This window comes from Plantibacter sp. ME-Dv--P-122b (assembly GCF_030209375.1).
GTDB lineage: Bacteria > Actinomycetota > Actinomycetes > Actinomycetales > Microbacteriaceae > Plantibacter.
On record NZ_JARVSC010000003.1, the window covers coordinates 983,452 to 1,006,672 of the forward strand.

Consider the following 23,221-nt stretch of genomic DNA (forward strand, 5'->3'; position numbering starts at 1 on the left):
CCCTGGACGGATGTCGATCTTAGGATCCGACGGGACTGGGCGGCAATGTGAATCCAGGCATCATCAGCCCTGCTTGATGGCCGAGAACCGGCGCGACACCGCAACCCACAGCAGACCGCCGGTCATCGCGTACGCACCGCCGAGGATCAGCCAACCGACAGCGGTTTCTCCGATCGATGGCCGGATGACGATTGCCGTCAGAGCGACCGGCGCGACCATGACCCCGAGCGACGTTCCGAAGCCGAAGACGCCCTGGTAGGCGCCGATCCGATGCGGCGGCGCGTAGGCGTAGCTCAGGGTCCACCCGGCAGCCGACGTCAACAGCTCGGCCAGAGTGAGGACGACGACAGCCCCGCAGAACAGCGAAGCGCCCGGCAGGTCAGGGAGCAGCGTCGAGGCCGCGAACAACGCTGTCGCGCCGAACAGCAATCCGCCCGCGAGCCCGAGCGCACGAGCCGAACGTGAGGGCGTGTCGGCGAGGGACGAGACCGGGACCTGCAGCAGGACGACCAGGACGGTGTTGACGACGATCGCGACGGGGATGAGGACGTAGCGATCCTCAGTCCCGGTCGACACCCACAGCGGCAACAGGAAGTCCAGGATCAGGTAGAACGACGACAGCGCGGCGATCCCGAGGACGAAGACCGTGAATCCGTGGTTGCCGAAGACCGACAGCGGCGACCCTCCCCCGATCCGTTGGACGTCGATCGGCTTCGGCCGAGGAGCGCGCAGCAGCAGGAGGATCCCTCCCATCTCAGCTCCCGCCATGGCAAGGAACGCTGCGCCGAATGGAATCGGCGCAGGAAGTACGAGGACGACCGCAGCGAGCGCGGCTCCGATCGCGATGCCGAGATTACCGACCGCACGCATCAGAGCGCGACACCTCGTCGCGGCCTCGGTCGGCAGCCGCTGACCGATCCAGGTCGCGAGCGTCGCAGCGGAGCTCCGGTCGAATGCAGCCACCACGCTGAACGCGATGACAGCGATCAGCCAGTCGTCGCAGAACACGAGCACGCCGTACCCGAGTGCAACTCCGCACGACGAACCGACGGTGACCGCCTTCGGGCTGAAGTGGTCGGCGACGAACCCGCCGAAGAGCGACCCGGCAAGCCCGAACGCCCCTGCGATGAAGACGGCGACCGCGACCGTCTGCTCATCGATCCGCAGCCCACTGGACAGGTAGATGACCGATAGCGCCACGAATCCTCCGCGCGCCAGGGCTTTCGTAAGTCCGTTGGACAGCATGGCGACGACCGTCCGCCGATCCCCGTCACTGAGATCGTTCGGAAGACGCCAGCCGGCGCGCAGACCGTGCAGCAGCGAGGTCACCGATCCCCTGACCCAGCATGCAGACCATAGGTCGATTCCGACCGCACTGCCTCGGAGAAGTGCGCGCGTTGCCAGGCTCGAAGCCCGGCGGCGTCCGACGCCGGTGGTGCGATCGCGACCTGGTCTGCGAACCAGGACTGGAGCAGGTGGATCCGCTCGTCGAACTGGGCGAGATCGGGCGCGGTGACGAGTGCCTCCGCGGTACGAATGTGCGTTCCGTGGGCAGCGCCGTGCCGCAGCACCGATCCGGGGGCGAGGAAGTACCGGGCGAACTCGACGCCGCTCTGGCGGTGGAATTCGTCAAGTGTCGGAACCGTCAGGATCGTGCCCTCCGGCGTCAGGAGTTGCGTCGTGCCGACGATGCCGGAACGCGTCGCGGTCGGCTGCTGCGGTGGTCGCCCGAGCGCGCAGCGGATGGCTGCCTCGACGATCGAGAAGCCGTACTTCAGGAGTAGCTGCTCGAACGTGAAGGCCCCTCCACGCCGGAGGGCGCACTCGCCGAAGACGTAGCCGTCGGTTGGCGACCAGAAGATCTCCATGTGGAATGCCCCACGCCAGGCACCGAGGGCGGACAACGCCGACTCGGCCATCGGCGACACATCCCGGTACGCCTCAGGCGCTTGTGCCGGGTCGAGCTTCACCATCGTCATCGGCGCACCGGCACTCAGCGATTGCAGCGGCGGAGCACCGTAGTGACTGATCGAGAGGAACTCGATGCGACCGTCGAAGACGATCCCGTCGACCACCCACTCCTTCGCGACATCGATGCACGATTCGAGAAGGAAGTCCTTGTCACCGGCGTCGGACTCGCCAAGGGCGATCAGTGCGGCACGGAGCTCGGGCTCATCCCGGACGATTCGGGTGTGCATCGTCCCTGCGCGGGCTGCCGGCTTCAAGACGTACGAGCCCGGCCAGGGCACTGAACCGGCGTCGAAGGTCCGCACATCTGGAATCGGCCAATGCGCGGCGGTCGCGATCCCCGCTGCCTGGACCGCGCTCTTCTGTATGCGCTTGTCGCGAAAGACCGAGATATCACCCGAGCGGGTGAGCCGCGACGTGTCGGCGAGCGCGGCGAGCGCGTTGCAGGCGCCGAGCGCGAACTCGTCCGTCGTGTAGACACCGTCAAACTGCTCGGGACGCGAGCCGGCAAGAATCAGAGCGGCGAGACAATCGTCGAGTCGACTGTGGTCCTCGACCAGCAGGACTGGCAAGTCTCCAAGTTCTCGAAGCCCAGCTCGCGCACTGGCTCGTGAGCAGATGACCACCGTCTCGACGCCGAGGGCTGCTGCAGTATCGACCGCCGGCCAGTCGAGCCCGATCATCAAGAGGCGTGAACCGGCGAGGTCGCGGTCGCGGGCGTTCGAGCTATCGGTCATGAACCCTCTCCAAGTACCACTGCTGCACAATCCGTCCTATGTCTGTCTTCGGCAGCACGTGCCCGTTCACGCTCCGGACCGGGACGACCTCGTACGCAGTGCCACAGACGAAGGCCTCATCCGCCTCGAACACCTCACTCGGCTGGACATGGCGCTCAACCGTTCGCAAGCTCAAGGACTCCGCACCGTTCAGGATTGTGCGTCTCGTGATACCTCCGAGAAACGTGTCTGCGATTGGCGTCACCAAGGTCGAGCCGAAGACGAGGAAGACATTCGCTCCCGTGACATCCGCAAGCCGGCCGTCATGCGTCGTGAACAGCGCGTCGTCGGCACCCGCCTGGCGCGCTTCGCGTGCGGCAAGTGTGCCGATCGTGTAGACCGTCGAGCATTTTGCGAGAACCGGAAGAGTGTCCGGAGCCGGCCTCCGCCACCGCGACCAGCTGAGGTCGATGCCATCTCGGGTGTCGAACGGAGCAGACCACACCACCGCAGCGAATGCAAGATGGACGGGCGCCCCGCCTCCACCGAGCCCCAGCGCTTCTCCGCGCCAAGCGATGATCCGGAGGTAGCAGTCGCTCACGTCGAGCACCGCGAGATAGCTCTCGATCTCGAGGCTGATCCGTCGCCCGTCGAGTGGCAACCCGAATCCGAGATGCTCAGCCGAAGCGACGAGGCGCGAGACGTGACGATCAAGCTCGAAGGCCCGGCCGCCGTAGACCCGAACGCCCTCATAGACCGCCCCCGCGTAATGGAGGGCGTGGGACATCACCGAAACCGTGGCATGCTCCGCGGGGAGAATCCGGCCATCCACCCACAACTGCTTCTGAGCCATCATGCGTACACAACCGAGATGTCGGCGTCGAGTTGCTGGTGGAAGTCTCGTAGCTCACCGAGATCCGCGTGTGCAGAAAGAACGAAGGCCGGGTACCCACTGAAGGCCGGGTAGGGGAGGATGACTTCACCGGGCCACATCATTTGGACGACGTCGAGAACGGCTGATCGCTGGCTCACCAGATCAAGTCCTCGAATCTCCTGGATCACGCCGCTGCCGCGACACGGCACGATGTAGTTACCGGCTGCTTGCACCACCGAGGTCGTCTCGTGATCGAACACGCTCGGGCGCCGCCCGGTGGCGGCCGCGAGTACCTCCGCGAAGAAGTCGATCCCGGTCGCGGCGCTCACGAGGGCGGCCGAGACACCTGAACCGCCGATGCGGGCGCCGATCTCCAAGATGTGAGGGGTGCCGTCCGCATCGAGACGGAGCTCGGTGTGCGTCGGACCACTGTCAATATCAAGCGCTCGGTGTGCCTCCAGAACGACTCGGCGGATGTCGTTCTCGCTTTTCAGGTCCAGGCCTGACGGGATCTGGTAGATCGACTCCTCGAAGAACGGACCCTGGGGCTGTCCTTTGTATCCGATGGACAGGATGCGGCTTGCTCCGGCGAAGGTCATGGCTTCGACCGCGAACTCCGGCCCTGCGATGAACTCCTCGACGACCACCTCGGTCGACGGACCGAGATCGGTCATCGCGGCGGCCGACCGGACAATCGCATGAGCAAGCTCATCGTGATTGATCACAAGCTCGACCCCTGTACTCGAGAACCCGTTCGATGGTTTGACGACCACCGGCAGGTCGAGTGACTTGGCTTCGGCGAGCAACGCTTCACCTGCGGGCCCCGAGCAGTATCTCGGGCTGGGTAGTCCGCTACGCGCCAAAGCCGACCGCATAGCCCCTTTGTCTCGCAGGCGTGAGATGACCCGAACCGGCAGTCCGGGCAGCTGATGCATCGCTGCGGCACGACTCACCGCCGGTAGCGAGGCCTCATGCATGCCGAAAATGCCGGATGCGCGAAATCGACCGATGACGTCACTCAAGAACTCGACGAACTCCGTTCCTCCGATCGGCCCCGACCAGTGCGCAATCTCGACATTCGCACTGTGTTCTCCGAGATCCCAATCGGAGGACTCGTCTTCGCGAGGAATCACGACCACGCGGCATCCGAGCTTCCGCGCACTCGAGATGAATCCGTCGAAGCGTCGTCGTGGATGAACGACGACGACAACTTCCGGTTGATGCTCCCCGGTCATGCGGAGGGTGTTCTGCTGAAGTCCAATGGGGGTACGGCATCGAAATGTTCGACGTGGCGGCGAAGAATGCGCTGTTCATCGGTGAGCGCATATTTGTCACCCGCGACAGTACTTTCGACGAGGTGCCGGCGCACCATCTGGGTCGCGTTCCAGCGGTACTCGTCAGGCGACGATGAGTCACGTTCCAGCGCTTCAATATCCGCGACCAACGCACGCAATGCCTCGACCGCGCCGCCTTGGTCGATACCGATCACCCCATCGCGGATCTCCAGAGCTCCGCGCTCTTGCAGGTACGAGAACAGGAAGACGCCAGTGCCCGCGTCGAAGTTTCGCTCGGGGCGAGGCTCCAGTGGATAACGGAATATCCGTTCAAGCAAGATCATGCTGAAGAGCTCGTCGAAGTAGGGAACGTCACCTTCACGCGCCATCAGTAGCAGCTTGACGTCGACCTTGATCTCTTCAATCACCCCGATGAACCAGTGCATCTTGAGCACCGCGTTATCGGCCATGGACCATGGGCCCGAGAAGTGTGCACGGTCGTGCAGATACCCCCACAGGCTTCGCACTTGAAAGCAGAGGTACTCGTCGAGCCCGGCTGAGCTCGAAAAGCGGTTGGGATCGCCCAGTAGGAGGCCTGCATTTGCGGCCGCGATCGTGCGGTGGATGTCGAGGAACTTGCTGAAGAAGAAGACGGCGTAGGACTGACGCTCGATCGGTCGGACCGCGGCAACACTCTCTGGGAAGAAGACCAGGCAGTTACCGAGCGTGAACCCCTTGGAACCAGCGAGCAGAATCACGTCCATGTGCACGTCGTTGTCGTGCGGGTAAGCCGATTCCACCTCGGCCAGCAGCCTGGACTGATGGCGCTGGATGAAGAACAGCTCAAGTCGGACCCCAGAGGGTGTCGTGCTGTTCGTCGCGCGAGTGACGCCGACGAAGAGGGCAGCTTCGCCGTCGCCGACACGGGAGAAGGCATCACGCGATCGGTCGAAGTATGGCTTCTCGTCGAGTCCTCGATCGAGCCAATCGGCAACGTCGTCCGCGAAGGCTTGCGCCTGAACGTCCCGGCCGATGTCCCCGAACGCTGCGACGACATGGTCGCGGATACGCGTCAGTAGCTCTCGGTCAGAATCGGTCGGATCAGGGATGACCCCCTGGGCAGTTTGGCGCAGGCGAAACGCATCGACGAGCGGCACCACCTGGTCGCGAAGAACGTCCGCTGTGGCCGCGTTTGCAGGCCGGATCAAGTTCTCCAAGCCGGTTTCGAGCATGTTGGTCCTCTTCTTTGGTCGGCCGTCAGAGCGTGCGGATAGACGGGTGAGCGTGCAAGGTGAAAGCCATGTCGACAGGGCCATGGTCGATGAGTGTCGTCAGCCCGAAGCGGTCAGCCGCCGCTTGTGTGGTGATACACGAGTCGGCGAGGCCAGCCGCGCAATCGGATGCTGCTTGCGAGTTGCTGCTGCTCAAGATCCACCTGACCGCACCTGGAACGAGTGCTCGCGGCGCGGGGTGAGCCGCGCAGGTGGAGATGACCGCACCTTCAGTCGCTTCGGGGCGCGCGAGGACCATCGAGTGCGTCGGCATGAGAAAGGTGTCGATGATCGTCAGCTCCCCAAGGTTGCTGAACACGAGGTCATGGAGAGCCGGGTAGGCAGCGCAAGCCATGACTGCTTGCGACGCATCTTCGAGCGCCTGGACCGCTCGCTCCACACTGCTGTGAAGCTCCACACGGCCCGTCACCTGATGATCGCTCAGCCACTTCCACGCAGCCGCCTCGAGATTCGAGCCTTCCGGGCCCAAGGTATGAATGCGACTGATCGTGCCGAGATACTGCGGCTCCACGTACTTCCCCCGATGTTGGACTCGTGCATTGGGGGTGTCTGCTTTACGGAGGCTCCCCGGCACGATGCGAGATGGCATCCAGAGTGCTCGGAGCCAGCGAGATCGAGCATAAGGTGGTCAAATAACATATATCAAGTATCAGAAGGTTAATGGACGACTGTTGCTGTTTCGCCGCCTCCTCGCTGTGAGGCCCGAAGACGGTGGCACCTCCGCGAGGTCCCGGGCAAGTCCGTCGGTGAGCGACCGCAACACCGCTCAGCGGACCACGCAGCCTTCGGCCAACCGGTAGCCTTCACGCGTGAACATCGATCCCACCGCATTCACCATCTTCTCCGTCACCGCCTGGTTGCTCGGCCTCATCCTGTTCGTGCTGCTGTGGATTTTCATCATCCGGACCGCGGTCCTGTCAGCGCTTCGGAAGCACCACGCGGAGACACAGGCCGAGCGCCGAGCCGCCGCAGGACGCGGCATGCCGCAGTAGAGGCGGGACGATCGATGTCACTTCCCCGCGACACGGAGCACCTCAGGTTCCGGCGCATGACGCCAGCGGACCTCGACGACATGGCGAACCTCCTCGTTGATCCTGCGGTCATGCAGTTCTACCCGGCGCCGAAGACCCGCGAGCAGGCCGCGGCGTGGATCGCCTGGAACGAAGACAATTACGCCCAGTACGGCCTCGGACTGTGGATCATCGAGACCCACGACGGCGAGTTCGTCGGGGACTGCGGCCTGACGTGGCAGCGGGTCAACGGCGAGCTGAAGCTCGAGGTCGGGTACCACGTGAGCCCCGCCTGGCAGGGTCGAGGGTTCGCGACCGAGGCCGCCGCCGCCAGCCGTGACTTCGCCCGCGAGCACTCGGACTCGCTCGAGCTCGTCGCGATCGTCCACCCTGACAACCGGGCGTCGTCGCGCGTGGCGGAGAAGATCGGCATGCGCCGCGTGGACGACGACCGCGGAGCAGACGGGTCGGTGCGGCACGTGCTGAGCATGCGACTTCGTGAGACGTCCGCCTCCAGCGACGCCGATCACCCTCGCTGAGTAGCCGCCGCACCTACCCCCGCGCCGCCACGAACGCCGCGACGCAGTCCTCGATGTCCTGCTCGCTGTGCGCGGCACTGATCTGGACGCGGATGCGGGCCTCGCCGCGGGGCACCACGGGGAAGCTGAACGGGATCACGTAGATGCCCTGCTCCAGCATCCGCGCCGCGACCTGCACCGCCTGCTGCTCGTCGTCGAACATCACCGGGATGATCGGGTGCGAGCCTTCCAGCAGACGGAAGCCCTCCTCGGTCATGCGGGCACGGAACAGGTCCGCCTTGCGGAACAGTCCCTCGCGCAGCTCGTCACCCTCCGCCGCGAGCTCGACGGCCCGACGCGCCCCGGCGACGAGCGACGGCGCCAGGCTGTTCGAGAACAGGTAGGGCCGACCCGACTGCCGCAGCACGTCGACGATCTCCTGCTTCGCACTCACATACCCGCCCGACGCACCGCCGAGCGCCTTGCCGAGGGTGCCGGTGAGGATGTCGACGCGGTCCTGCACCCCGAACAGCTCGGGCGTTCCACGACCGCCCGGGCCGACGAAGCCGACGGCGTGCGAGTCGTCGACGAGGACCAGCGCGCCGTAACGGTCGGCGAGGTCGCAGATCTCGTCCAGCGGGGCGTAGAAGCCGTCCATCGAGAACACGCCGTCGGTGACGATCACGGTGCGACGCGCGTCAGCGGCGTTCATCAGCTGCTGCTCGAGATCGGCCATGTTGCGGTTGCGGTAGCGCAGGCGGCGGGCCTTGCTCAGACGGATGCCGTCGATGAGCGACGCGTGGTTGAGCGCGTCGGAGATGATCGCGTCGTGCTCGCCGAACAGCGCACCGAAGACCGCTCCGTTCGCGTCGAAGCAGGAGGAGAACAGGATGGTGTCCTCCGTGCCGAGGAAGGCGCTCAGCTCCTGCTCGAGGTCGCGGTGGATCTGCTGGGTGCCGCAGATGAAGCGGACGCTTGCGAGCCCGTAGCCCCACTCGTCGAGCGCCAGCTTGGCGGCTTCGACGATCGAGGGCTCGTTGGCGAGGCCCAGGTAGTTGTTGGCGCAGAAGTTCCGCACCTCGCGGCCGTCGATCGTCACGTGACTGCCCTGGCGGGACGTGATCGCGAACTCGCGCTTGGTGAGGTCGTCGGCCTCGATGCGGTCGAGCTGGTCGCGCAGCTGCGTCTTGATGGTGCCGTACATGTCGTCTCCTCGGGGTCGAGTGGGCGGTTGAGCTGCGTGTGGCGGTCGCTCAGGCGGCGGTCGCGGCGTGGGCGGCGACCGGTGCCTGTTCGTCGATGACGCCGGTGATGACGACGTCGCGGGTGTCGGTCCAGTCGATGAGCACCTTGCCCGCCGCTCCCCCGCGCGCAGTGTCGAACGCGTCCTGCCAGGAGGCCAGCGGGAAGCGTGCGGTGACGAGCGACTCGAGGGCGTTACGGAGCTCGGGGCTGTGGTCGACCATCGCGCTCGCGTGGTGCCAGGTGTCGAACATCTCGCGGCCGTAGATGCCCTTGATGGTGATCATGCGGGTGATGACCTTGGTCCAGTCGATCTCGATGTTGGTCGAGGGGAGACCGAGGAGCGCGACCTTGCCGCCGGTGTTGAGGTTCTCGATGAGTTCGCTCGCGGCGGCGGCCTGTCCGGACATCTCGAGGCCGATGTCGAAGCCCTCGAGCATGCCGAGCTCGGCCTGGGCGTCGGCGACCCGCTCCTTCGAGACGTCGACCACGCGGTCCGCCCCGACGGCGAGCGCCTTCTCGAGGCGGTCGGCGACGACGTCGGTCGCGACGATGTTGCGCGCCCCGGCGACCCGGCAGACGGCGATGGCCATGAGGCCGATGGGTCCGCAGCCGGTGATGAGGACGTCTTCGCCGAGGATCGGGAAGCTGAGGGCGGTGTGGACGGCGTTGCCGAGGGGGTCGAAGAGGGCGCCGAGGTCGGGCGTGACCTGGTCGCCGTGGACCCAGACGTTGGTGGCCGGCAGGACGACGTACTCGGCGAAGGCGCCGTCGAGGTTGACGCCGAGGCCGCGCGTGTGGCGGCAGAGGTGGCGGCGGCCCGAGCGGCAGTTGCGGCACGTGCCGCAGACGAGGTGGCCCTCGCCGGAGACCGCTGCGCCAACAGGGATCGCTTCGACGCGGCTGCCGACCTCGACGACCTCACCCGAGAACTCGTGGCCGGGGACGAGCGGGGCGTCGACCGCGCCGGCCGCCCACGGGTCCCACGACTCGATGTGGAGGTCGGTGCCGCAGATGCCGGTGCGGTGGACTCGGATGAGGACGTCGTCGGAACCCATGGCCGGCATCGCGCGCTCGACGAGTTCGAAACCGGCGGTGTCGGGTCGTTTCCAGAGGGCGAGCAACGGCGTTCCTTCCTGCGGGAGCGGCGGCGGCCGGTGGGGCCGGCTGTCGCGGACGGGCGCCCTTGCGCTGTCCTGGTGACCAACGTAGTCAGATCGATCCGTCATGAATATTGAGGGTTTCCACGCGACCAGTTAGCTTGAGCTGATGAATCTCTCTCAGATGCGGATCATGCGTGAACTGGCCGAGCGCGGCACGATCGCGGCGGTCGCGCGGCACCTGCACGTGACAGCGCCGGCGATCTCGCAGCAGCTGGCCGCCCTGCATCGAGAGCTCGGCGTCGCGCTGACGTATCGGGTGGGGCGCGAGATCCGTCTGACCGAGGCGGGCATGGCACTGGCCGAGATGGCGGGGACGGTGCACACGCTGATCGACCGTGCGGCCGAGACGGTGCGCGAGTACGGCGACGACACCGGGGCGCGGGTGCGGGTGGCGGCGTTCCAGAGTGCCGGGCAGGCCTTGCTGCCGGGGTTGCTGGAGGACGCCGATGGCGGACCGTCGCTGGTGTTCGGGGAGCATGATGTCGCGCAACCCGAGTTCGCCGAGCTCGTCGACCAGTACGACCTCGTCATCGCGCACCGGATGGACCATGACGAGCCGTGGCCGTCGGAGCAGCTGTCGGTGACGACGCTGCTGAGCGAGCCGTTCGATGTGGCGATGTCGGTGGACCATCCGCTCGCGAGCCGGTCATCGGTGTCGGCGGTCGAGCTCACGGACGAGTCATGGATCGCTGCCCACGCTGGCTTCGCGCCGGATGTCGCGCTCGGGGTGGTCGAGGCGACGGCTGGCGTGCGGTTCCATCGCGCGCATCGGGTGAACGACTACCACCTGGCGGCGTCGCTGATCGTGGGCGGGGAACTGCTGGCGTTGTTCCCGAGGTACACGGCGCCGCGGGCCGACCCGCGGCTGGTGCTGGTGCCGCTCGAGGACGTGCGGATCGCCCGCAACATCGACGTGCTCGCGCGGCCGCACGCGCTGGCTCGGGTAGCGGTGGCGGGGACGCTCGAGCGGCTGCAGGACGGAGCTGATGCGCTGCAGCGGGAGCGTCCGTCGGCGCCGGTCGGGCCCGGGCTGCATCACGTCGAGGTGTGGCTCGCAGACGTGGAGTCGGAGCGTGCGAGCTGGGCCTGGCTGCTGTCTGGTGTCGGGTTCTCCCAGGAGAGCGAATGGCCGGGCGGCGAGTCCTGGGAGGCCGGCGGCACCTACGTCACGCTGACGGCGTCGCCGAACCTCAGAGCGGAGTCGCACGATCGGCGACGTCCGGGCGTGAACCATCTCGCGTTCCGCGGCGGCACGCGGGAGGCCGTCGACGCGATCATGGCGGCGGGTCCTGAGCACGGCTGGCGACCCCTCTACCAGGACCGCTACCCGCACGCCGGTGGCGAGCAGCACTATGCGGGCTGGCTCGAGAACGACGCGGGGTTCAAGGTGGAGGTGGTCGCTGGACCTGCAGTCAGCGATGCGCGGGCTGACGTCGCCTGAGTAGCGCCGCCCGTATTTCGACGCTGACGATCGCGATGATGACCATGCCGACGCAGCCGAGCGCGGCGATGGTGTTGCCGCTGAGCAGGAAGACTCCGCCGAGCCCGAGGCAGACGAGCAGGAGATCGTTGAAGCTCCCAGCCCGAGCGGTGACGTTCCGGTCGCGCACCACACCTCCCGACTTGTCGACGCGATGCCCCGCGAGGAGATGCTCCCGGAGCATTCTTGAACCCAGGCCTGCCGAAATGGTGATGGCCGCATAGACCGCGCTGGCGATGGGCCGCGGGAGCTCCTGCCAGAGAACCGCTTGAGCCAACCACGTCAGCATGATGGCGCACGCCACGGCCGCCGTGAAGAGATGTACCAGGGCTTCCTCACCAGACTCCTCCCCTCGCTGCGGATCGGCCGATACCGGCGACATCTCATCGACGCTTGGCGCGGGGGAGAGATGCCATCAATGCGCCGGTGGCATGAGCCACACGGTGGCTTCTCTGGGATCCGCTGCGAGATGCGATCGTGCGTCCCCAGAAGTGAGGGGTTCCGGGATGGAATTTAACATTCTACATTCTTGCCACGGCCAAATCGGTCGATGAAGTCAAGGGAGTGAGCATGAACACGATGAAGCGCAGCATGGTCAGTACCTGCACGGGCCTCGGCCTGGCGGCAGCCCTGACCATCACCAGTGCAATGAGCGCGGGAGCGACGCAGCTGACCGACGAGGATCCAGCTCACTCGTCGAGCGCCACGACACAGGTATCGGAAGACGAGGCTCTGGTCGACGTCAGCACGAGCGACGTCGATACTCAAGCCGTTCCCGTCATCGCGATCATCATCGCCGTGATCGCCATGGGTGGGTCGGCGCATGCGATGGGAACCGAGGCAGCGCGGAAAGCCTACTACGCGGGCCTCCGCAATGCCGAGTACCAATCGATCAAGTGGACGGTGCGTGCAACCGTCGTGACCGCACTCGGCCCCGCACTCGGTGGCACGTTCATGGTGGGGTTCGAGAACCAGTTCTACGCGATGTCATGAGGATGTCTCCGGAACAGATCAGGCGGATGCTGATCGTCATCTCGATCATCTTCGCGGCCTTCGCCCTGACGACCTCAGTCGGCGAAGACGGCACCCCCGGAATCGGCATCGCCATGGCTGGGGCACTGACGATCCTGGCGATCATCGCTGCGCGATCAGGTCCGCCGACGCGAGAGCGTGATGCCGCGCCGACGGAACAAGACACCGAACGAGGGGCGTGTTCCGAGGGCGGTGCCCCCACGCGGTGAGACGACTCGTATGAGCGTGACCGACACGTGACGGTGCGGCGAGCGACCGGTCGCTCGCCGCACTGCCGGAACGTTGCAGGGTCAGCTTGCGTGCTGGGCCATCGACGGCCACACGAACCCCAACACCAGCGGGTCCGCTCGGAGTCGGTGGTCGGTCGCCTTCGTCACCGCTTGCCGAGATAGATCTCACTGGCGCAGAGCGCAGCGACCTCTGGAAAGGTGAGGCCCGATTCGGAGGAAGCGAGCTCTGGCACGCACAACATGACGTCCATCGGCTCGATACCGAGCTTGTCGGCGACAGCGAGGACCGAACTCCAGGCTCTGGAGAAATTGTCGGTCGTCACCGGCGTACCGGTCGCGACCAGCGCCGCGGCAGTCGCCTACTGCACTCGTTCGTAGGAGTACGAGCCGCCAACCACCTCGCGCGCTTGTTCGATCGGATCATCTGCAGCCTGCAGCGAAGGAGCGTCGGCTGGCGGCGACTGCACCGACGATTGGCTGTCCGACTGGAGGGCTGCTGGAGGACGCGATCCGCCGACGACAACGCTGACGACGACGATCGCGCCGATCGCCGCGATGATCGAGCACGCGATCAGAAACCGTCCCGCCGCCGTTCGCGTGAACTTCATCGGCGCGGGTGCGTCTCCCCCGGGATCCGTTTGGGATAGCGGTTCAGACATGCGGAGGTCAGTCTCCATCGGGTCAAGTCGGAGTGGTCGATGCTGGCCGGGAGATGCCGGGCTCGTCGATCCACCTTGCGCTACCCTCCCACAACTCGGGCGCGTGACCCATTCTGGGACTGATGACCCCCGCCCCTCCCCCGCCAGACTGTGCTTGGCCCGGTTCGCGGGTCCGTCACCTGCTCCGTCGATGATCCGATGCTGCTGCGGGTCACGATGACCCGATGCAAGGACCGTTCCCATGAGCTCGACCACCCCGCCCTCTGCCACGCCCGCTGGCTGGTATCCCGATTACTCGGACCCGACACAGCAGCGCTACTGGGACGGTGCCGCATGGACCACCCACACTGCGCCCGCCGCAGTCATGCCTCCGCAGCAGGCGGCGACCGCTCCGCTCGTCAACCAGCCGCTCCAGCTGCAGAAGTCCGCGCCGCCAGCGTTCGCCGCCGCGCCGGTTCCGTCCCCGTACGCCGCACAGCCAGGCACCACGTCCGGCATGAGCGGCAAGGCGAAGGGTTGGATCATCGCTGGCGCTGTCGTCGGTTCGCTCCTGCTCGTCGGTGGTGTCTCGAACGCGATCAACGGCGGACGGACTGAGCCGGTTGCCATCGCACAGACCGCAACCCAGGCGCCGACAGCAACGCCGACACCGGTTCCGACCGCGACTGTCGAGCCCATCGCCGAGCCCGCTGCGCCGGCCGTGGTCGATGTCGCCGCCTTCCAGGCGGGCGCGAGCAAGCACACCGCCGACATCGACAAGGATCTCGACGACATGGTCACCACGCTGGCCGAGGGCGGCACCTGGCGGTTGATCTCGAACACGGCTGAGATCAGCTTCAACCTCGGTCAGCTGGAGTCGCTGGACGTGCCGGTATCGATCGCCGCCGAGTGGGCGCCCGCCCTCATCGGACTGCAGACCAACCTCGACACGCTGACGACCGCGGTATCGGGCGGCGACCCAGCTACCATCCAGGGCGCGATGGATGGCGTCCGCGCGTCGGCCGCGGTGCTGCGCGACATCGGTACTCGGGCCGTGTGACACCCCCAGGATCTGACGTAGCAATTCCTGTTCCAACCGTCTGGAGAACTTCGTGTCGAACACCCCTACTCTGCTCCTCCTTCATGGAGTGGGCGCCGGCGACCCTGAGGGCAACTGGACGACCTCGCTGACTGCTTCGCTGTCCGATCTCGGGTACCCCGATCTGTCCGACGTCAACGTCGTAGCGCCCCAGTACGCCCATGCGTTGAAGGGTTGGGATGACAAGGAACCGATGCCGGGCGAGAAGGTCAAGCAGCCCACCCGCGATGCGGCCAGGAAGAACCGGCGCGACTTCGAGCGCCGCATCGGAGCTCTGGAGTTTCGGCTCGGGCGACACCACCCCGGACACATCACGCCCGAGTTTGAGCAAATCGTCAATGCCGCCGTCGGTGCAGGTCTCGTCCTACCCTTTCTTGCTCAGGCCCGGCTGTATCTCTCCGATGCGCAGATTCGCGCGCACATCCTGAATCGAATCCTCGCCCACCTTCCGGGCTCCGGGTCAATCGTCATCGTCGGCCACAGCCTCGGTTCCGTGATCGCCGCTGACCTTCTCCGTCGCCTGCCACACGGGTTGGAGGTCGTCGGCATGGTGACGATCGGGAGCCCGTTGGCGCATGGCGGATTCGACGTCGACAAGCTGCGATCGTCCCTGTCCGAGCCGCCGGTCAACCTTGGCTGGTGGGTGAACTTCTGGAACTTCGGCGATCCGGTTGCGGCACATCGGGGCCTGTCCTCGGTCTTCCCCTGGCTGATCGACCTGGGGGTCAACACGGGACACCTCGGACGTCCCGCACATGACGCGACGGCTTACCTCGCCAACTCAACCGTTGCGGAGAGCATCGGCTACGCGGTCTTCGGGTCAAAGTCGCGCGAAGTGGATGTGTTTGACAACGCCCCAGCCATCCCGCTGGACTTCTCTGAGCAGATTGCTCTTCTCGCACTCCGTTATGCCCATCTCGTGACCCCGATGCTGCGGGGCGACAAAGACAAGCAGGATCGGTATGAGGGAGCGCTGAGGCATGTCCAGGCAGCGACCGTCGACCTCATTGCAAAGCGGAACGAGAGCGAGAGTCGCCCGCTGCCAGCAGCGATCGCGAGGCTCGCATTCGACCTTGCCGATGCCGAGGCAGCAGTTCCCGAAGCTCGCCCCGGTTTCCAGATCCCGAAGGATGAGGCCGTTGCGCTCCTGACGGTGCTCGCGTCAGAGAATGTCATTCGACCGTTCGAGATCGACATCTCAAGGGACCTTTGGAAGGCCGCGATGCGGGACCTCTCAGCCGAGATGGGCCTCGGAAGCCAGTTCGGCACCGACGTGTTCGATGCCGGCCAACGAGCGAAGAGTGCTCTCGGTGGGGCTCGCGGCGTCAATTGGCTCAAATGGGGTGCGATCGGTGTCGGAGCAGCGGCGATCGTCGTGGCGACCGGAGGTTTCGCTCTGGCGGCCGCGCCAGGGCTAGCCGGCGCTGCCGCCATCACGAGCGCGCTCGCGAGTTTCGGACCTGGCGGAATGGTGGGTGGTCTGTTGACCGCCGGCACCCTGGTGACTGCGGGCGGAGGCGGCATAGCCTTCGGGCTTGCGAGTCCGGGAACCTCCGCCGAGACCTTTGAGGCGGTGATCGAACGCCGTCTCGCAGCCGAGATTCTTCGCGAACTGCAGCATCTCGACTCGGACCCGACGACGTGGAGGGTGCTCGTCGAGACGGAGATCGAAGTTCGGCGTGAGCATGAACGACTCGACGAATTCTCCGACGGGGACGCTCCGGGATTGAAGGAGCTCAAGCGCAAAATCGATTCCGTCGAGCGCGCTTTGAAGTACCTGCGGGAACACGGACTTGAGCCAGGACACGTGCCCGAGGCATCCGAACCGCTCCTTGGACGAATAACCGGTTTCGTGCGCGACGGCCGCCAGCAGGAGCGCTGACGGCGTCCCACGGCACGTTCGAACTCTCACGGCACGCCGTGCAAGGCGTGCCGTGAGAGCGGACACGTGCCGCTTCAGGGGGTGTGGAGGGCGACGATCGTGTCCTCGCCGCTGCGCGCCAACCTCCCCGACGACAGCCCGAACTCGAGGGCCTCGTCGAGGCGGGCACCGATCGCGGCGGTGACTCGCTTGCCACCGAAGATCGCGAGGGTCTCGCGGCGGAGTTCGTCGGGCGAGAGACCGGCCGACTCCTCCGCTGCGATCGCCATCGCGTTCGCGATCTCCACCAGGGAGATGTGCTCGATCGCGCGGGCCGCTTCGGCTGAGGACTGACGCGCACCGCGCCAGGTGAGCGGGTCGATCGACGTCGGCCAAGCGAACGGCTCGTCGGAGCGGCCCAGCAGCTCGGCCGGGACCTTGTCGAGGATCGACTTCGCCCGCGAACCCACCACCCGGTCGAGACCGAACGCACCCGCGACCAGCTTGGCCAGACGCGTCACGTGGATCGGCCCCTCCGCCTCCACCGCAGCACGGATCGCACCCTGCACCGCGACGACCGACTGTCGCCCCGGCAAGCGGTCGAGCACTTCGATCCCACCCAGCGTGGGTGCATCCCAGGGCTCGTACTCCGAGAGCTCCGGGTGGCGCGCGGACGCGTCCACCACCGGCGCCGCCTCGACGGGCTGCGCCGAGCCGACCTTGCGGTCGCGGAACTCCGACAGGGTCTCCAGCGACGCCAGCCGCTCCGACCACTCGCGCACGCGGGCGCTGCGAACTGGCGCGGGCGCATCCGAAGCCTCGGGAGCGACATCGGCCTCATCGGTTGCCGGCGCATCAGCCGCATCCGACTCCGCACCAGCCGACTCCTCCGGTACCGCACTCCCCGCAGCAGCCCGCTCAGCCGCAGCCTCAACGGCCGCGACCAACCGGTCCAGCACCTCCTCGCGGTGGTGCAACCACTCCGGCAACCACACGCGCTCGACGCCCGGCCACCGCATCAAGCCACTCAGCACCTCGACCGGCAGTCCGTCACGGTCCGCGACCGTCCGGCGCTCGCGCCACGACGCCCCGTCGAGCAACACCGCCACCAGCGGTCGGTCGGGCTCCGCCTCCCTCGCAATACTGATGTCGACGCGGAAGTCCGACAAGCCGACATCCGTCCGCACCGCGTGCCCGGCGTACCGCAGCTCGTCGGCGATCTCGTCGCGGTGGCGGTCGATGATCGCCTGACGACGCCCGTCCTCGCCGGCCGCTTCACTCCCCCGCTGCGCCAGCTCAAGGTACGCCTTCAGGTGCTTGATGCCGATCGACGAGGTCTGCTCCGCCCGCAGCTCCGACGGGTCGAAGCTCGCGAACAACACCACCTGTCGCCGCGCCCGTGTCACCGCGACGTTCAACCGTCGCTCACCACCGGCGCGCGTGAGCGGACCGAAGTTCAACGGGATCACGCCCTTCTCGTTCGCACTGAACGCGATCGAGAACAGGATCGTGTCGCGCTCGTCGCCCTGCACGTTCTCCAGGTTCTTGACGAAGAGCCCGTCCTGCTCGTCCAGCGCCAGCGCGATCCGCGGGTCGGCACTGTCACGCAGCAGATCCTCGATCAACGTCCGCTGCTGCGCGTTGAAGGTGATGACCCCGAGTGACGGCGTCTCGTCCGGCGAGGCCTCGAAGCGGCGCGAGATCTCCTCGACGATCGCCTGAGCCTCCACCGGGTTGGTCCGCAACGTCTTGCCGCGGCCACCCCGCTCGAACTGCCCGTCCAGCTGCACGAACGCCAGCCCGTGACCCGCGACCCCACCGTCGCCCGCACCCGCGAACGGCGCCGGGAACGACGACAACTGGCTGTCGTAGTAGTGGTGGTTCGAGAACGCGATGAGCGACTCGTCCTGGCTGCGGTAGTGCCACGACAGCCACTTGCTCGGCACCCGCGCCTGCACGCACTCGGACAGGATCGACTCCTCGTCCTGCAACACCTCGCTCGTGTAGTCGGCGTCGTCGTCGATCGTCGCGCCCGCCTCGGCGAACGTGGTCGGCGGCATCTGCTTGCTGTCGCCCACGACGACGACCGAGCGCGAACGCCCCATCGCCCCGATCGCATCGGCGACGCGAATCTGCGACGCCTCGTCGAACACGACGATGTCGAACAGCTCGGCAGCCGCCGGGAAGAACCGCGCGACCGACTCCGGGCTCGCGAGCGTGCACGGCATGATCTGCGTGATGAGCTCGCCGAAGTTCTCGAGCAGTGCACGGACACTCATGCCGCCGCGCTGACGGTCGATCTGGCGACGCAGCCCGCCGACCTGACCACTCTCCGACTGGGAGCTGAACGTCCGCAGCCCGAGCACCGACGCTGGGATCGCCCGCGGCAACTCCTCGCGCACGGCCTTCACGCTCGTGGTGAAGCGGGTGACGCTGCGGTTGTGTGCGGTGGCGTCGAAGGCGTCGAGCGTGGTGGTGCGCTCGCGCTCGTCGATCGACGCCTGTGCGAGGCCCTTCTCGAAGGCGAGTGTCGCGTCCTCGGTCTCGATGCGACCGGCGAGGATCGCAGCGCGGACGTCGTCGAGCCCATGGGTGCGCAGCGGTTCGATGACCCGCACGAGATCGAGCCAGCGTTCGAGGACGACCGGCTCGGCGGCGTCGAGATGGCGTGCGTCGCGGGTCGACCACCAGGCCTGCAGGAAGCCCTCGCCACCCGACCACGCCGACAGGCGCTCGGTGCTGACGGACGCGGTGCGCAGGAAGTCGCTCCAGGTGCTCGCGAGCGTCGTCAGCGCCTGGGCCGCCTGCTGCGACGGCTGGGTCGTGGCGTAGTGGTCGCGGACGGCGGTGATGAACGCGTCGTCGGGCGTGCCCGGCAGGCGGAAGCCCTCCGACAGCCAGCGGTACCAGCCGAGCAGTTCGCGGACGGGCTGGGTCGGCTCGACGAGCGGGTTCCAGCGGTCGCCGACGAGCGGGAGCGCGGTGGAGCGGAGCGTGCCGCGCAGCTGGACGAGACGGTCCTGCGCGGCCTTCGCCTCGGTGAGCTGCGGCACGAGCTGCTTGACCTTGAACGAGGCCGCGTCGACGGCGAGCACATCGCTCAGCTGGGCGAGCGCGGCCCGGAGCCGCTTCTTGCGACCGAAGAAGCTCGACGCGGCAGCCTGCTCAGCGGCGTGGAGCGGGCCGGCGATGTCGCGGTCGAGGATCGCAGGCGTGAACGTCGAGCGCCACTCGGCCTGGGCGTTGCGGAGCTGTTCGGCGGCGGCGAGGGCGTCGTCGAGCCGGACGAAGTCCTCAGGCCGAGTCCCGGCCATGAGCGCGCCGATCGGCAGACGCGGCGCGGCGACGGCGGTCGACCAGAGGCCGAGGAGGTCGGGTCGCGACGCGAGGCGCAGGACGTCCATCGGGAGGCCGGCGTCGAGCGTCGAGGCCAGAGCCGCGTCCAGCGCGCGGGCGGCCTGCTGCACGGTCGCGGCGTCCAGCCCGGGAGCGGACGGGCCGTCGAGGAACGCCCACGGGTGCGTCGTGCTCGGGCGTGCGAGGTCGGAGCGCTCGGGCAGGTCGCGGAACACCTGCCGCAGCTGCTCGAAGGCCTCAGGCGTTCCGGCGGCGACGAGCTGCTCGGGGATCGCCATCGGGACGAGGTCGTGGTCCATCGCGAGCAGGCGACTCCGTGCGGAGTAGAGCGAGAAGCCGGCGGCGTTGACCTCGTGGAGGCGGTCGGCGTAGCGGGTGAGGGTGCGGAGGCCGGACTCCGACAGCTCGCGGTTGGTGCTCAGCGCGTCGATGTCGGCCTTGGTGCGGAGGTCGAGACCGGTCTTGATCTGCGCGCGGACGATGTTGGGCCGTGCGCCCTTGTCGTGGAGGTCGAGCGAGAACGCGCCGAGCCCGACGTCTTCGAGTCGCTGCTTGACGACGTTGAGCGCCGCTCGCTTCTCGGCGACGAACAGGACCTTCTTGCCCTCGGCGAGCGAGCGGGCGAGGAGGTTGGTGATGGTCTGCGACTTGCCGGTGCCGGGAGGGCCTTCGAGCACGAAGGTGCGGCCGGCGACCGCTTCGGCGACGGCGTCGAGCTGGGAGGAGTCGGCGGCGACCGGGCAGTCGAGGCCGAGGCGGTCGAGGTCGGTGTCGGTCTGTGCGGGCGTCGGGTCGGCGTAGGCCTCGAGCGGCGAGTTGATGAGGTGGTCGACGAGACTGTTGGACGCGAGGGTCTCCCAGTTCTCGTCGAGGTCCTTCCACAGCCGGTACTTCGCGAACTGGAGGATCGACAGCGACGCCGTCTCCTCCACGCGGAACGGCAGGCCAGCGTCGAGGATCGCCTGGCGCACGGCGGTGAACGCGGCCGGGAGGTCGATGCCGGAGCCGTCCTCGACCGGGTTGGCGAGTCCGGGGATCTCGAGACCGAAGCTCAGGCGTAGCTTCTCGAGCAGGCAGTAGTTGGGCGTGGAGGAGCCCGACTCGTCGAGCGTAAGGCGGTAGGAGGAGCCGCGGCTCGTGGTCGTGAGCGTGACGGGCACGAGCACGAGGGGCGAGCGGAGGTCGCGGTCGCCGAAGCGCCAGCTCAGCATGCCGAACGCGAGGTAGAGGTTGTTGGCGCCGGTCTCCTCGACGATGGTCTTGGCCTTGTAGGCGAGGGCGCGGAGCTTGGTCGGGTAGGCGGCCTCGGTGACGTCGATGAAGGCGCTCTTCTTGTCCTCGAGGAAGGTGATGCGGTCGCTCTCGGCGAGGTCGCGGCCGAAGCGGATGCCGCGCTGCTGGTCAATCGTCGCGACGCTGTCGGAGGCGACGAGGGTGAGCGGCGTGCCGTGGTTGATGCTGTCCTCGAGGCGGCCGAGCGCCGGGCCGGGGACGGCGAGCTCGAAGCCGGAGCGATCGGTGTAGTTGATGAGTTTGTTGCGGAGGCTGAGGTCGAGGAGGGCGTTCTTCCAGGTGGAGACGCGCTTCGGGACGTCGGGGCCGTGACCGGCGGCGGTCGATTCGGCGGTGGCCGGGGCGTCCTGCGTGAGGGCGCGGGCTTCGGGTGCCTGGTAGAGGGTGACAACGGGTTCGCCCTCGGCGTTGATGCGGCGGCTGGGCAGCGGGTAGATCTTGCGGAGGCGGGCCTGGACGACGTCGGTGACGCCGATGAAGGCGTCGAGCGAGCCGGCGAGGTGTTCGGTGTGGGGCCGGCGGGAGGCTTCGGCGAAGGTGGCGGAGGTGCCGGTGAGCATGGTGGTCTCGACGACGCCGATACGACCGAGTTCGAGGGAGTTGACGGCTTCGGAGACGTCGGTGCTGGCGACGACGTCGAGGGTGGTCTGGACGCGCCAGTAGCCGAGGAAGATGTGGTCGTTGAGGAGCCAGAGGAGGGGGTGGATCCCGATGGCTTCGAGGACGGACGCGAGCAGGATCGTCGTGTCGAGGCAGGTGCCGAGGTGGCTGGTGAGGACTTCCTCGGGGGCGCGGACCTTCTGGCCGCTCTGGCCCCAGCTGGCGGGCGGTTCGGCGTAGCGGATGTCGCGGGCGCGAGCGGCGTCCCAGACGGCGGCGACGATGGCGTCGATGCGGGCGGGGTCGTCGAGTTGGTAGGTGGCGAGGGAGCTGTTGCCGGTCTGCTTGTCGAGGAGGTCGGAGACCTCGAGCATGAGCTCGCTGACGACGAGGGCGTTGGGCTGCACGTGGGCGGCGAGGAGCTCGAGGCCGAGCTGCACGGGTGCGGCGATCCACTGGTTGGACGCGAGCACGGTGACGGGGCTCTCGACGGTGCCGAGCTCGGTGCCGGCGGCGTCGCGGACGGTGACGCGGATGACGCCGGGCCGCTGTTCTTCGACGAGGAGCATGCGGCGTGGGTCGAGGAGGACTTCGGGGCTGCGGAGGAGGGTGGTGCGGTCTTCGCCGAGGTCGGCGAGGAGCACCTTGGTGTCGGCGAGGGCGCCGTCGGCGGTGACGACATCGATCTCGACGGAGGCCGCCCGGCGTTCCCCGCCGTGGTTCTCGAGGACGATCTCGTCGATCACCGCGATGCTGCAGTGCGCCATGGCGTAGCTGAGCGTCGGCGTCGCGCTGACGCGGATGGAGACGGAGGCGGGGCCTGCGGCGGATGCGGTGCCTTCGGCGCTCTGCTCGTCCGCACCATCGGCCCCTGAGCCCGTCGAAGGGCCCAACACTTGCCCCTTCAACTCCCCCACAAACGCAGCCTGCGCCGCAGCCCCAACGCTTTCCAACAGCAACTGCATCGAATCCAACGCCCGGTAAGCCGACTGCTCCGTGAACCCCGCGTTGTGAGCCCAGGCGTTCCGAACCTCCCGAAGCTCACTCGCGTACCCGCGAGCGCTCCGCGACAATACGCGGTCGAACGGGTAACCCAGCTCCCCGATCCGCTCGGTCATCGCGCGAAGCATGAGTGACACGTCGGTCGCCGAGTACCGCCCGTGCCCGATCCCGGCCGCGCGGTCCTTCTCCTCGATAGTCCGCGTCCACTCGACACCGGGCACCGCCTCGGCGAACGCACCCTCGATGATGCGGCGAAGCCCCAACCCAAGCTGCTCGAGCCCCTGGCCGACGGCGGAGTTGAGTTCAGAAGCGTCCACGTGTGGGCCTTTCATCGGGGTGGTGCATGTGGGTCGGGCTGGTCCATCAGACGGCTGCAACGGAACTTCGCCATCGCGCGCTGAATCCCAGTGCGGTGCTAATGAAACAACCCTTAGGAAGTCTGCCGCGCGCGCCTGTACGAACCCTAGCGACGGGCAGCGACACAAGGATGCCCGGAAGAAAGCCGCACAGGCCGTCATGCCCGCCAGCGGGCGCATCGCGCTCACCACCGATCCGCCACCACAAACCGGACA

19 protein-coding genes and 1 pseudogene are annotated in these 23,221 nt (G+C 67.1%); 8 read left to right on the top strand and 12 right to left on the bottom strand.

Annotated features, from left to right (window positions below):
- Window positions 1-63 precede the first annotated feature (63 nt).
- From QRN19_RS09285 to QRN19_RS09310, 6 genes are all read right to left on the bottom strand, one after another.
- Complete coding sequence (locus QRN19_RS09285; RefSeq protein WP_285026522.1) at window positions 64-1,245, bottom strand: MFS transporter; 1,182 nt, start codon at window positions 1,243-1,245, stop codon at window positions 64-66.
- An 80-nt stretch (window positions 1,246-1,325) separates the two neighbouring features.
- The gene (locus tag QRN19_RS09290) at window positions 1,326-2,705 is read right to left on the bottom strand and encodes an ATP-grasp domain-containing protein (protein WP_285026524.1); all 1,380 of its coding nucleotides are present in this window, start codon (window positions 2,703-2,705) and stop codon (window positions 1,326-1,328) included.
- Window positions 2,695-3,537: an aminotransferase class IV gene (locus QRN19_RS09295; RefSeq protein ID WP_285026525.1), complete on the bottom strand. Its 843-nt coding sequence runs from the start codon at window positions 3,535-3,537 to the stop codon at window positions 2,695-2,697. The genes QRN19_RS09290 and QRN19_RS09295 overlap by 11 nt, the downstream gene beginning before the upstream one ends.
- A complete protein-coding gene (locus tag QRN19_RS09300; RefSeq protein WP_285026526.1) occupies window positions 3,537-4,793 on the bottom strand; it encodes an ATP-grasp domain-containing protein in 1,257 nt (418 codons plus the stop codon). The genes QRN19_RS09295 and QRN19_RS09300 overlap by 1 nt, the downstream gene beginning before the upstream one ends.
- A complete protein-coding gene (locus tag QRN19_RS09305) occupies window positions 4,790-6,064 on the bottom strand; it encodes a DUF6421 family protein (RefSeq protein ID WP_285026527.1) in 1,275 nt (424 codons plus the stop codon). The genes QRN19_RS09300 and QRN19_RS09305 overlap by 4 nt, the downstream gene beginning before the upstream one ends.
- A gap of 25 nt (window positions 6,065-6,089) precedes the next feature.
- Window positions 6,090-6,635: a type 2 periplasmic-binding domain-containing protein gene (locus QRN19_RS09310; RefSeq protein WP_285026528.1), complete on the bottom strand. Its 546-nt coding sequence runs from the start codon at window positions 6,633-6,635 to the stop codon at window positions 6,090-6,092.
- Window positions 6,636-6,933: 298 nt separating this feature from the next.
- Between QRN19_RS09310 and QRN19_RS09315 the strand changes: the two genes are divergently transcribed.
- The gene (locus tag QRN19_RS09315; protein WP_285026530.1) at window positions 6,934-7,116 is read left to right on the top strand and encodes a hypothetical protein; all 183 of its coding nucleotides are present in this window, start codon (window positions 6,934-6,936) and stop codon (window positions 7,114-7,116) included.
- Between the two features lie 56 nt (window positions 7,117-7,172).
- Window positions 7,173-7,673 (top strand): GNAT family N-acetyltransferase, encoded by a 501-nt coding sequence (locus QRN19_RS09320; protein ID WP_502928110.1) that lies wholly within the window; start codon window positions 7,173-7,175, stop codon window positions 7,671-7,673.
- 13 nt (window positions 7,674-7,686) lie between these two features.
- Here the strand turns inward: QRN19_RS09320 and QRN19_RS09325 are convergent, their stop codons facing one another.
- Together QRN19_RS09325 and tdh are read right to left on the bottom strand one after the other, a co-directional pair.
- Window positions 7,687-8,856 carry a glycine C-acetyltransferase gene (locus tag QRN19_RS09325; protein WP_285026532.1) on the bottom strand — a complete coding sequence of 390 codons (1,170 nt, stop codon included), beginning with the start codon at window positions 8,854-8,856 and terminating at the stop codon, window positions 7,687-7,689.
- Window positions 8,857-8,905: 49 nt separating this feature from the next.
- A complete protein-coding gene (gene tdh / locus QRN19_RS09330; protein ID WP_285026533.1) occupies window positions 8,906-10,018 on the bottom strand; it encodes an L-threonine 3-dehydrogenase in 1,113 nt (370 codons plus the stop codon).
- A gap of 160 nt (window positions 10,019-10,178) precedes the next feature.
- Between tdh and QRN19_RS09335 the strand changes: the two are divergent.
- Window positions 10,179-11,024 (top strand): annotated as a pseudogene (locus QRN19_RS09335) (LysR family transcriptional regulator); the annotation flags it as partial.
- 24 nt (window positions 11,025-11,048) lie between these two features.
- Entirely contained in the window at window positions 11,049-11,498 is a 450-nt protein-coding gene (locus tag QRN19_RS09340; RefSeq protein ID WP_285026761.1) for a VOC family protein, read from the top strand.
- Here QRN19_RS09340 and QRN19_RS09345 read toward each other — a convergent pair.
- Window positions 11,470-11,919 (bottom strand): hypothetical protein, encoded by a 450-nt coding sequence (locus QRN19_RS09345; RefSeq protein ID WP_285026534.1) that lies wholly within the window; start codon window positions 11,917-11,919, stop codon window positions 11,470-11,472. The two genes, QRN19_RS09340 and QRN19_RS09345, sit on opposite strands and share 29 nt — an antisense overlap.
- 188 nt (window positions 11,920-12,107) lie before the next feature.
- Here QRN19_RS09345 and QRN19_RS09350 point away from each other — a divergent pair, with 188 nt between their 5' ends.
- Both QRN19_RS09350 and QRN19_RS09355 read left to right on the top strand, forming a co-directional pair.
- The gene (locus tag QRN19_RS09350; RefSeq protein ID WP_285026535.1) at window positions 12,108-12,530 is read left to right on the top strand and encodes a hypothetical protein; all 423 of its coding nucleotides are present in this window, start codon (window positions 12,108-12,110) and stop codon (window positions 12,528-12,530) included.
- A 26-nt stretch (window positions 12,531-12,556) separates the two neighbouring features.
- Complete coding sequence (locus QRN19_RS09355) at window positions 12,557-12,778, top strand: hypothetical protein (protein ID WP_285026536.1); 222 nt, start codon at window positions 12,557-12,559, stop codon at window positions 12,776-12,778.
- 164 nt (window positions 12,779-12,942) lie between these two features.
- On the opposite strand, the gene QRN19_RS09360 is transcribed toward QRN19_RS09355, so the two are convergent.
- Window positions 12,943-13,122, bottom strand: coding sequence for a hypothetical protein (locus QRN19_RS09360; protein ID WP_285026537.1), 180 nt, complete (start codon window positions 13,120-13,122; stop codon window positions 12,943-12,945).
- 36 nt (window positions 13,123-13,158) lie between these two features.
- Window positions 13,159-13,407, bottom strand: a complete 249-nt coding sequence (locus QRN19_RS09365) for a hypothetical protein (protein ID WP_285026538.1) — start codon at window positions 13,405-13,407, stop codon at window positions 13,159-13,161.
- A gap of 292 nt (window positions 13,408-13,699) precedes the next feature.
- On the opposite strand from QRN19_RS09365, the gene QRN19_RS09370 reads away from it, so the two are divergent.
- Window positions 13,700-14,497 carry a DUF2510 domain-containing protein gene (locus QRN19_RS09370; RefSeq protein WP_285026539.1) on the top strand — a complete coding sequence of 266 codons (798 nt, stop codon included), beginning with the start codon at window positions 13,700-13,702 and terminating at the stop codon, window positions 14,495-14,497.
- A gap of 52 nt (window positions 14,498-14,549) precedes the next feature.
- Entirely contained in the window at window positions 14,550-16,418 is a 1,869-nt protein-coding gene (locus QRN19_RS09375) for an alpha/beta hydrolase family protein (RefSeq protein WP_285026540.1), read from the top strand.
- Window positions 16,419-16,492: 74 nt separating this feature from the next.
- Here QRN19_RS09375 and proA read toward each other — a convergent pair whose 3' ends face one another.
- On the bottom strand, window positions 16,493-22,966 hold the full coding sequence (proA, locus tag QRN19_RS09380) for an anti-phage protein ProA (protein WP_285026541.1): 6,474 nt from the start codon (window positions 22,964-22,966) through the stop codon (window positions 16,493-16,495).
- Window positions 22,967-23,221: the final 255 nt, after the last annotated feature.

Bases quoted from the DNA above. Each gene is read 5' to 3' on its own strand.
- QRN19_RS09355 (WP_285026536.1), top strand. From the start codon at position 12,557: ATGCTGATCGTCATCTCGATCATCTTCGCGGCCTTCGCCCTGACGACC.
- QRN19_RS09345 (WP_285026534.1), bottom strand. From the start codon at position 11,919: ATGTCGCCGGTATCGGCCGATCCGCAGCGAGGGGAGGAGTCTGGTGAG.
- QRN19_RS09305 (WP_285026527.1), bottom strand. From the start codon at position 6,064: ATGCTCGAAACCGGCTTGGAGAACTTGATCCGGCCTGCAAACGCGGCC.
- QRN19_RS09290 (WP_285026524.1), bottom strand. From the start codon at position 2,705: ATGACCGATAGCTCGAACGCCCGCGACCGCGACCTCGCCGGTTCACGC.
- QRN19_RS09325 (WP_285026532.1), bottom strand. From the start codon at position 8,856: ATGTACGGCACCATCAAGACGCAGCTGCGCGACCAGCTCGACCGCATC.
- QRN19_RS09370 (WP_285026539.1), top strand. From the start codon at position 13,700: ATGAGCTCGACCACCCCGCCCTCTGCCACGCCCGCTGGCTGGTATCCC.
- QRN19_RS09320 (WP_502928110.1), top strand. From the start codon at position 7,173: ATGACGCCAGCGGACCTCGACGACATGGCGAACCTCCTCGTTGATCCT.
- QRN19_RS09365 (WP_285026538.1), bottom strand. From the start codon at position 13,407: ATGAAGTTCACGCGAACGGCGGCGGGACGGTTTCTGATCGCGTGCTCG.
- QRN19_RS09295 (WP_285026525.1), bottom strand. From the start codon at position 3,537: ATGGCTCAGAAGCAGTTGTGGGTGGATGGCCGGATTCTCCCCGCGGAG.
- QRN19_RS09285 (WP_285026522.1), bottom strand. From the start codon at position 1,245: ATGCTGTCCAACGGACTTACGAAAGCCCTGGCGCGCGGAGGATTCGTG.
- QRN19_RS09300 (WP_285026526.1), bottom strand. From the start codon at position 4,793: ATGACCGGGGAGCATCAACCGGAAGTTGTCGTCGTCGTTCATCCACGA.
- QRN19_RS09350 (WP_285026535.1), top strand. From the start codon at position 12,108: ATGAACACGATGAAGCGCAGCATGGTCAGTACCTGCACGGGCCTCGGC.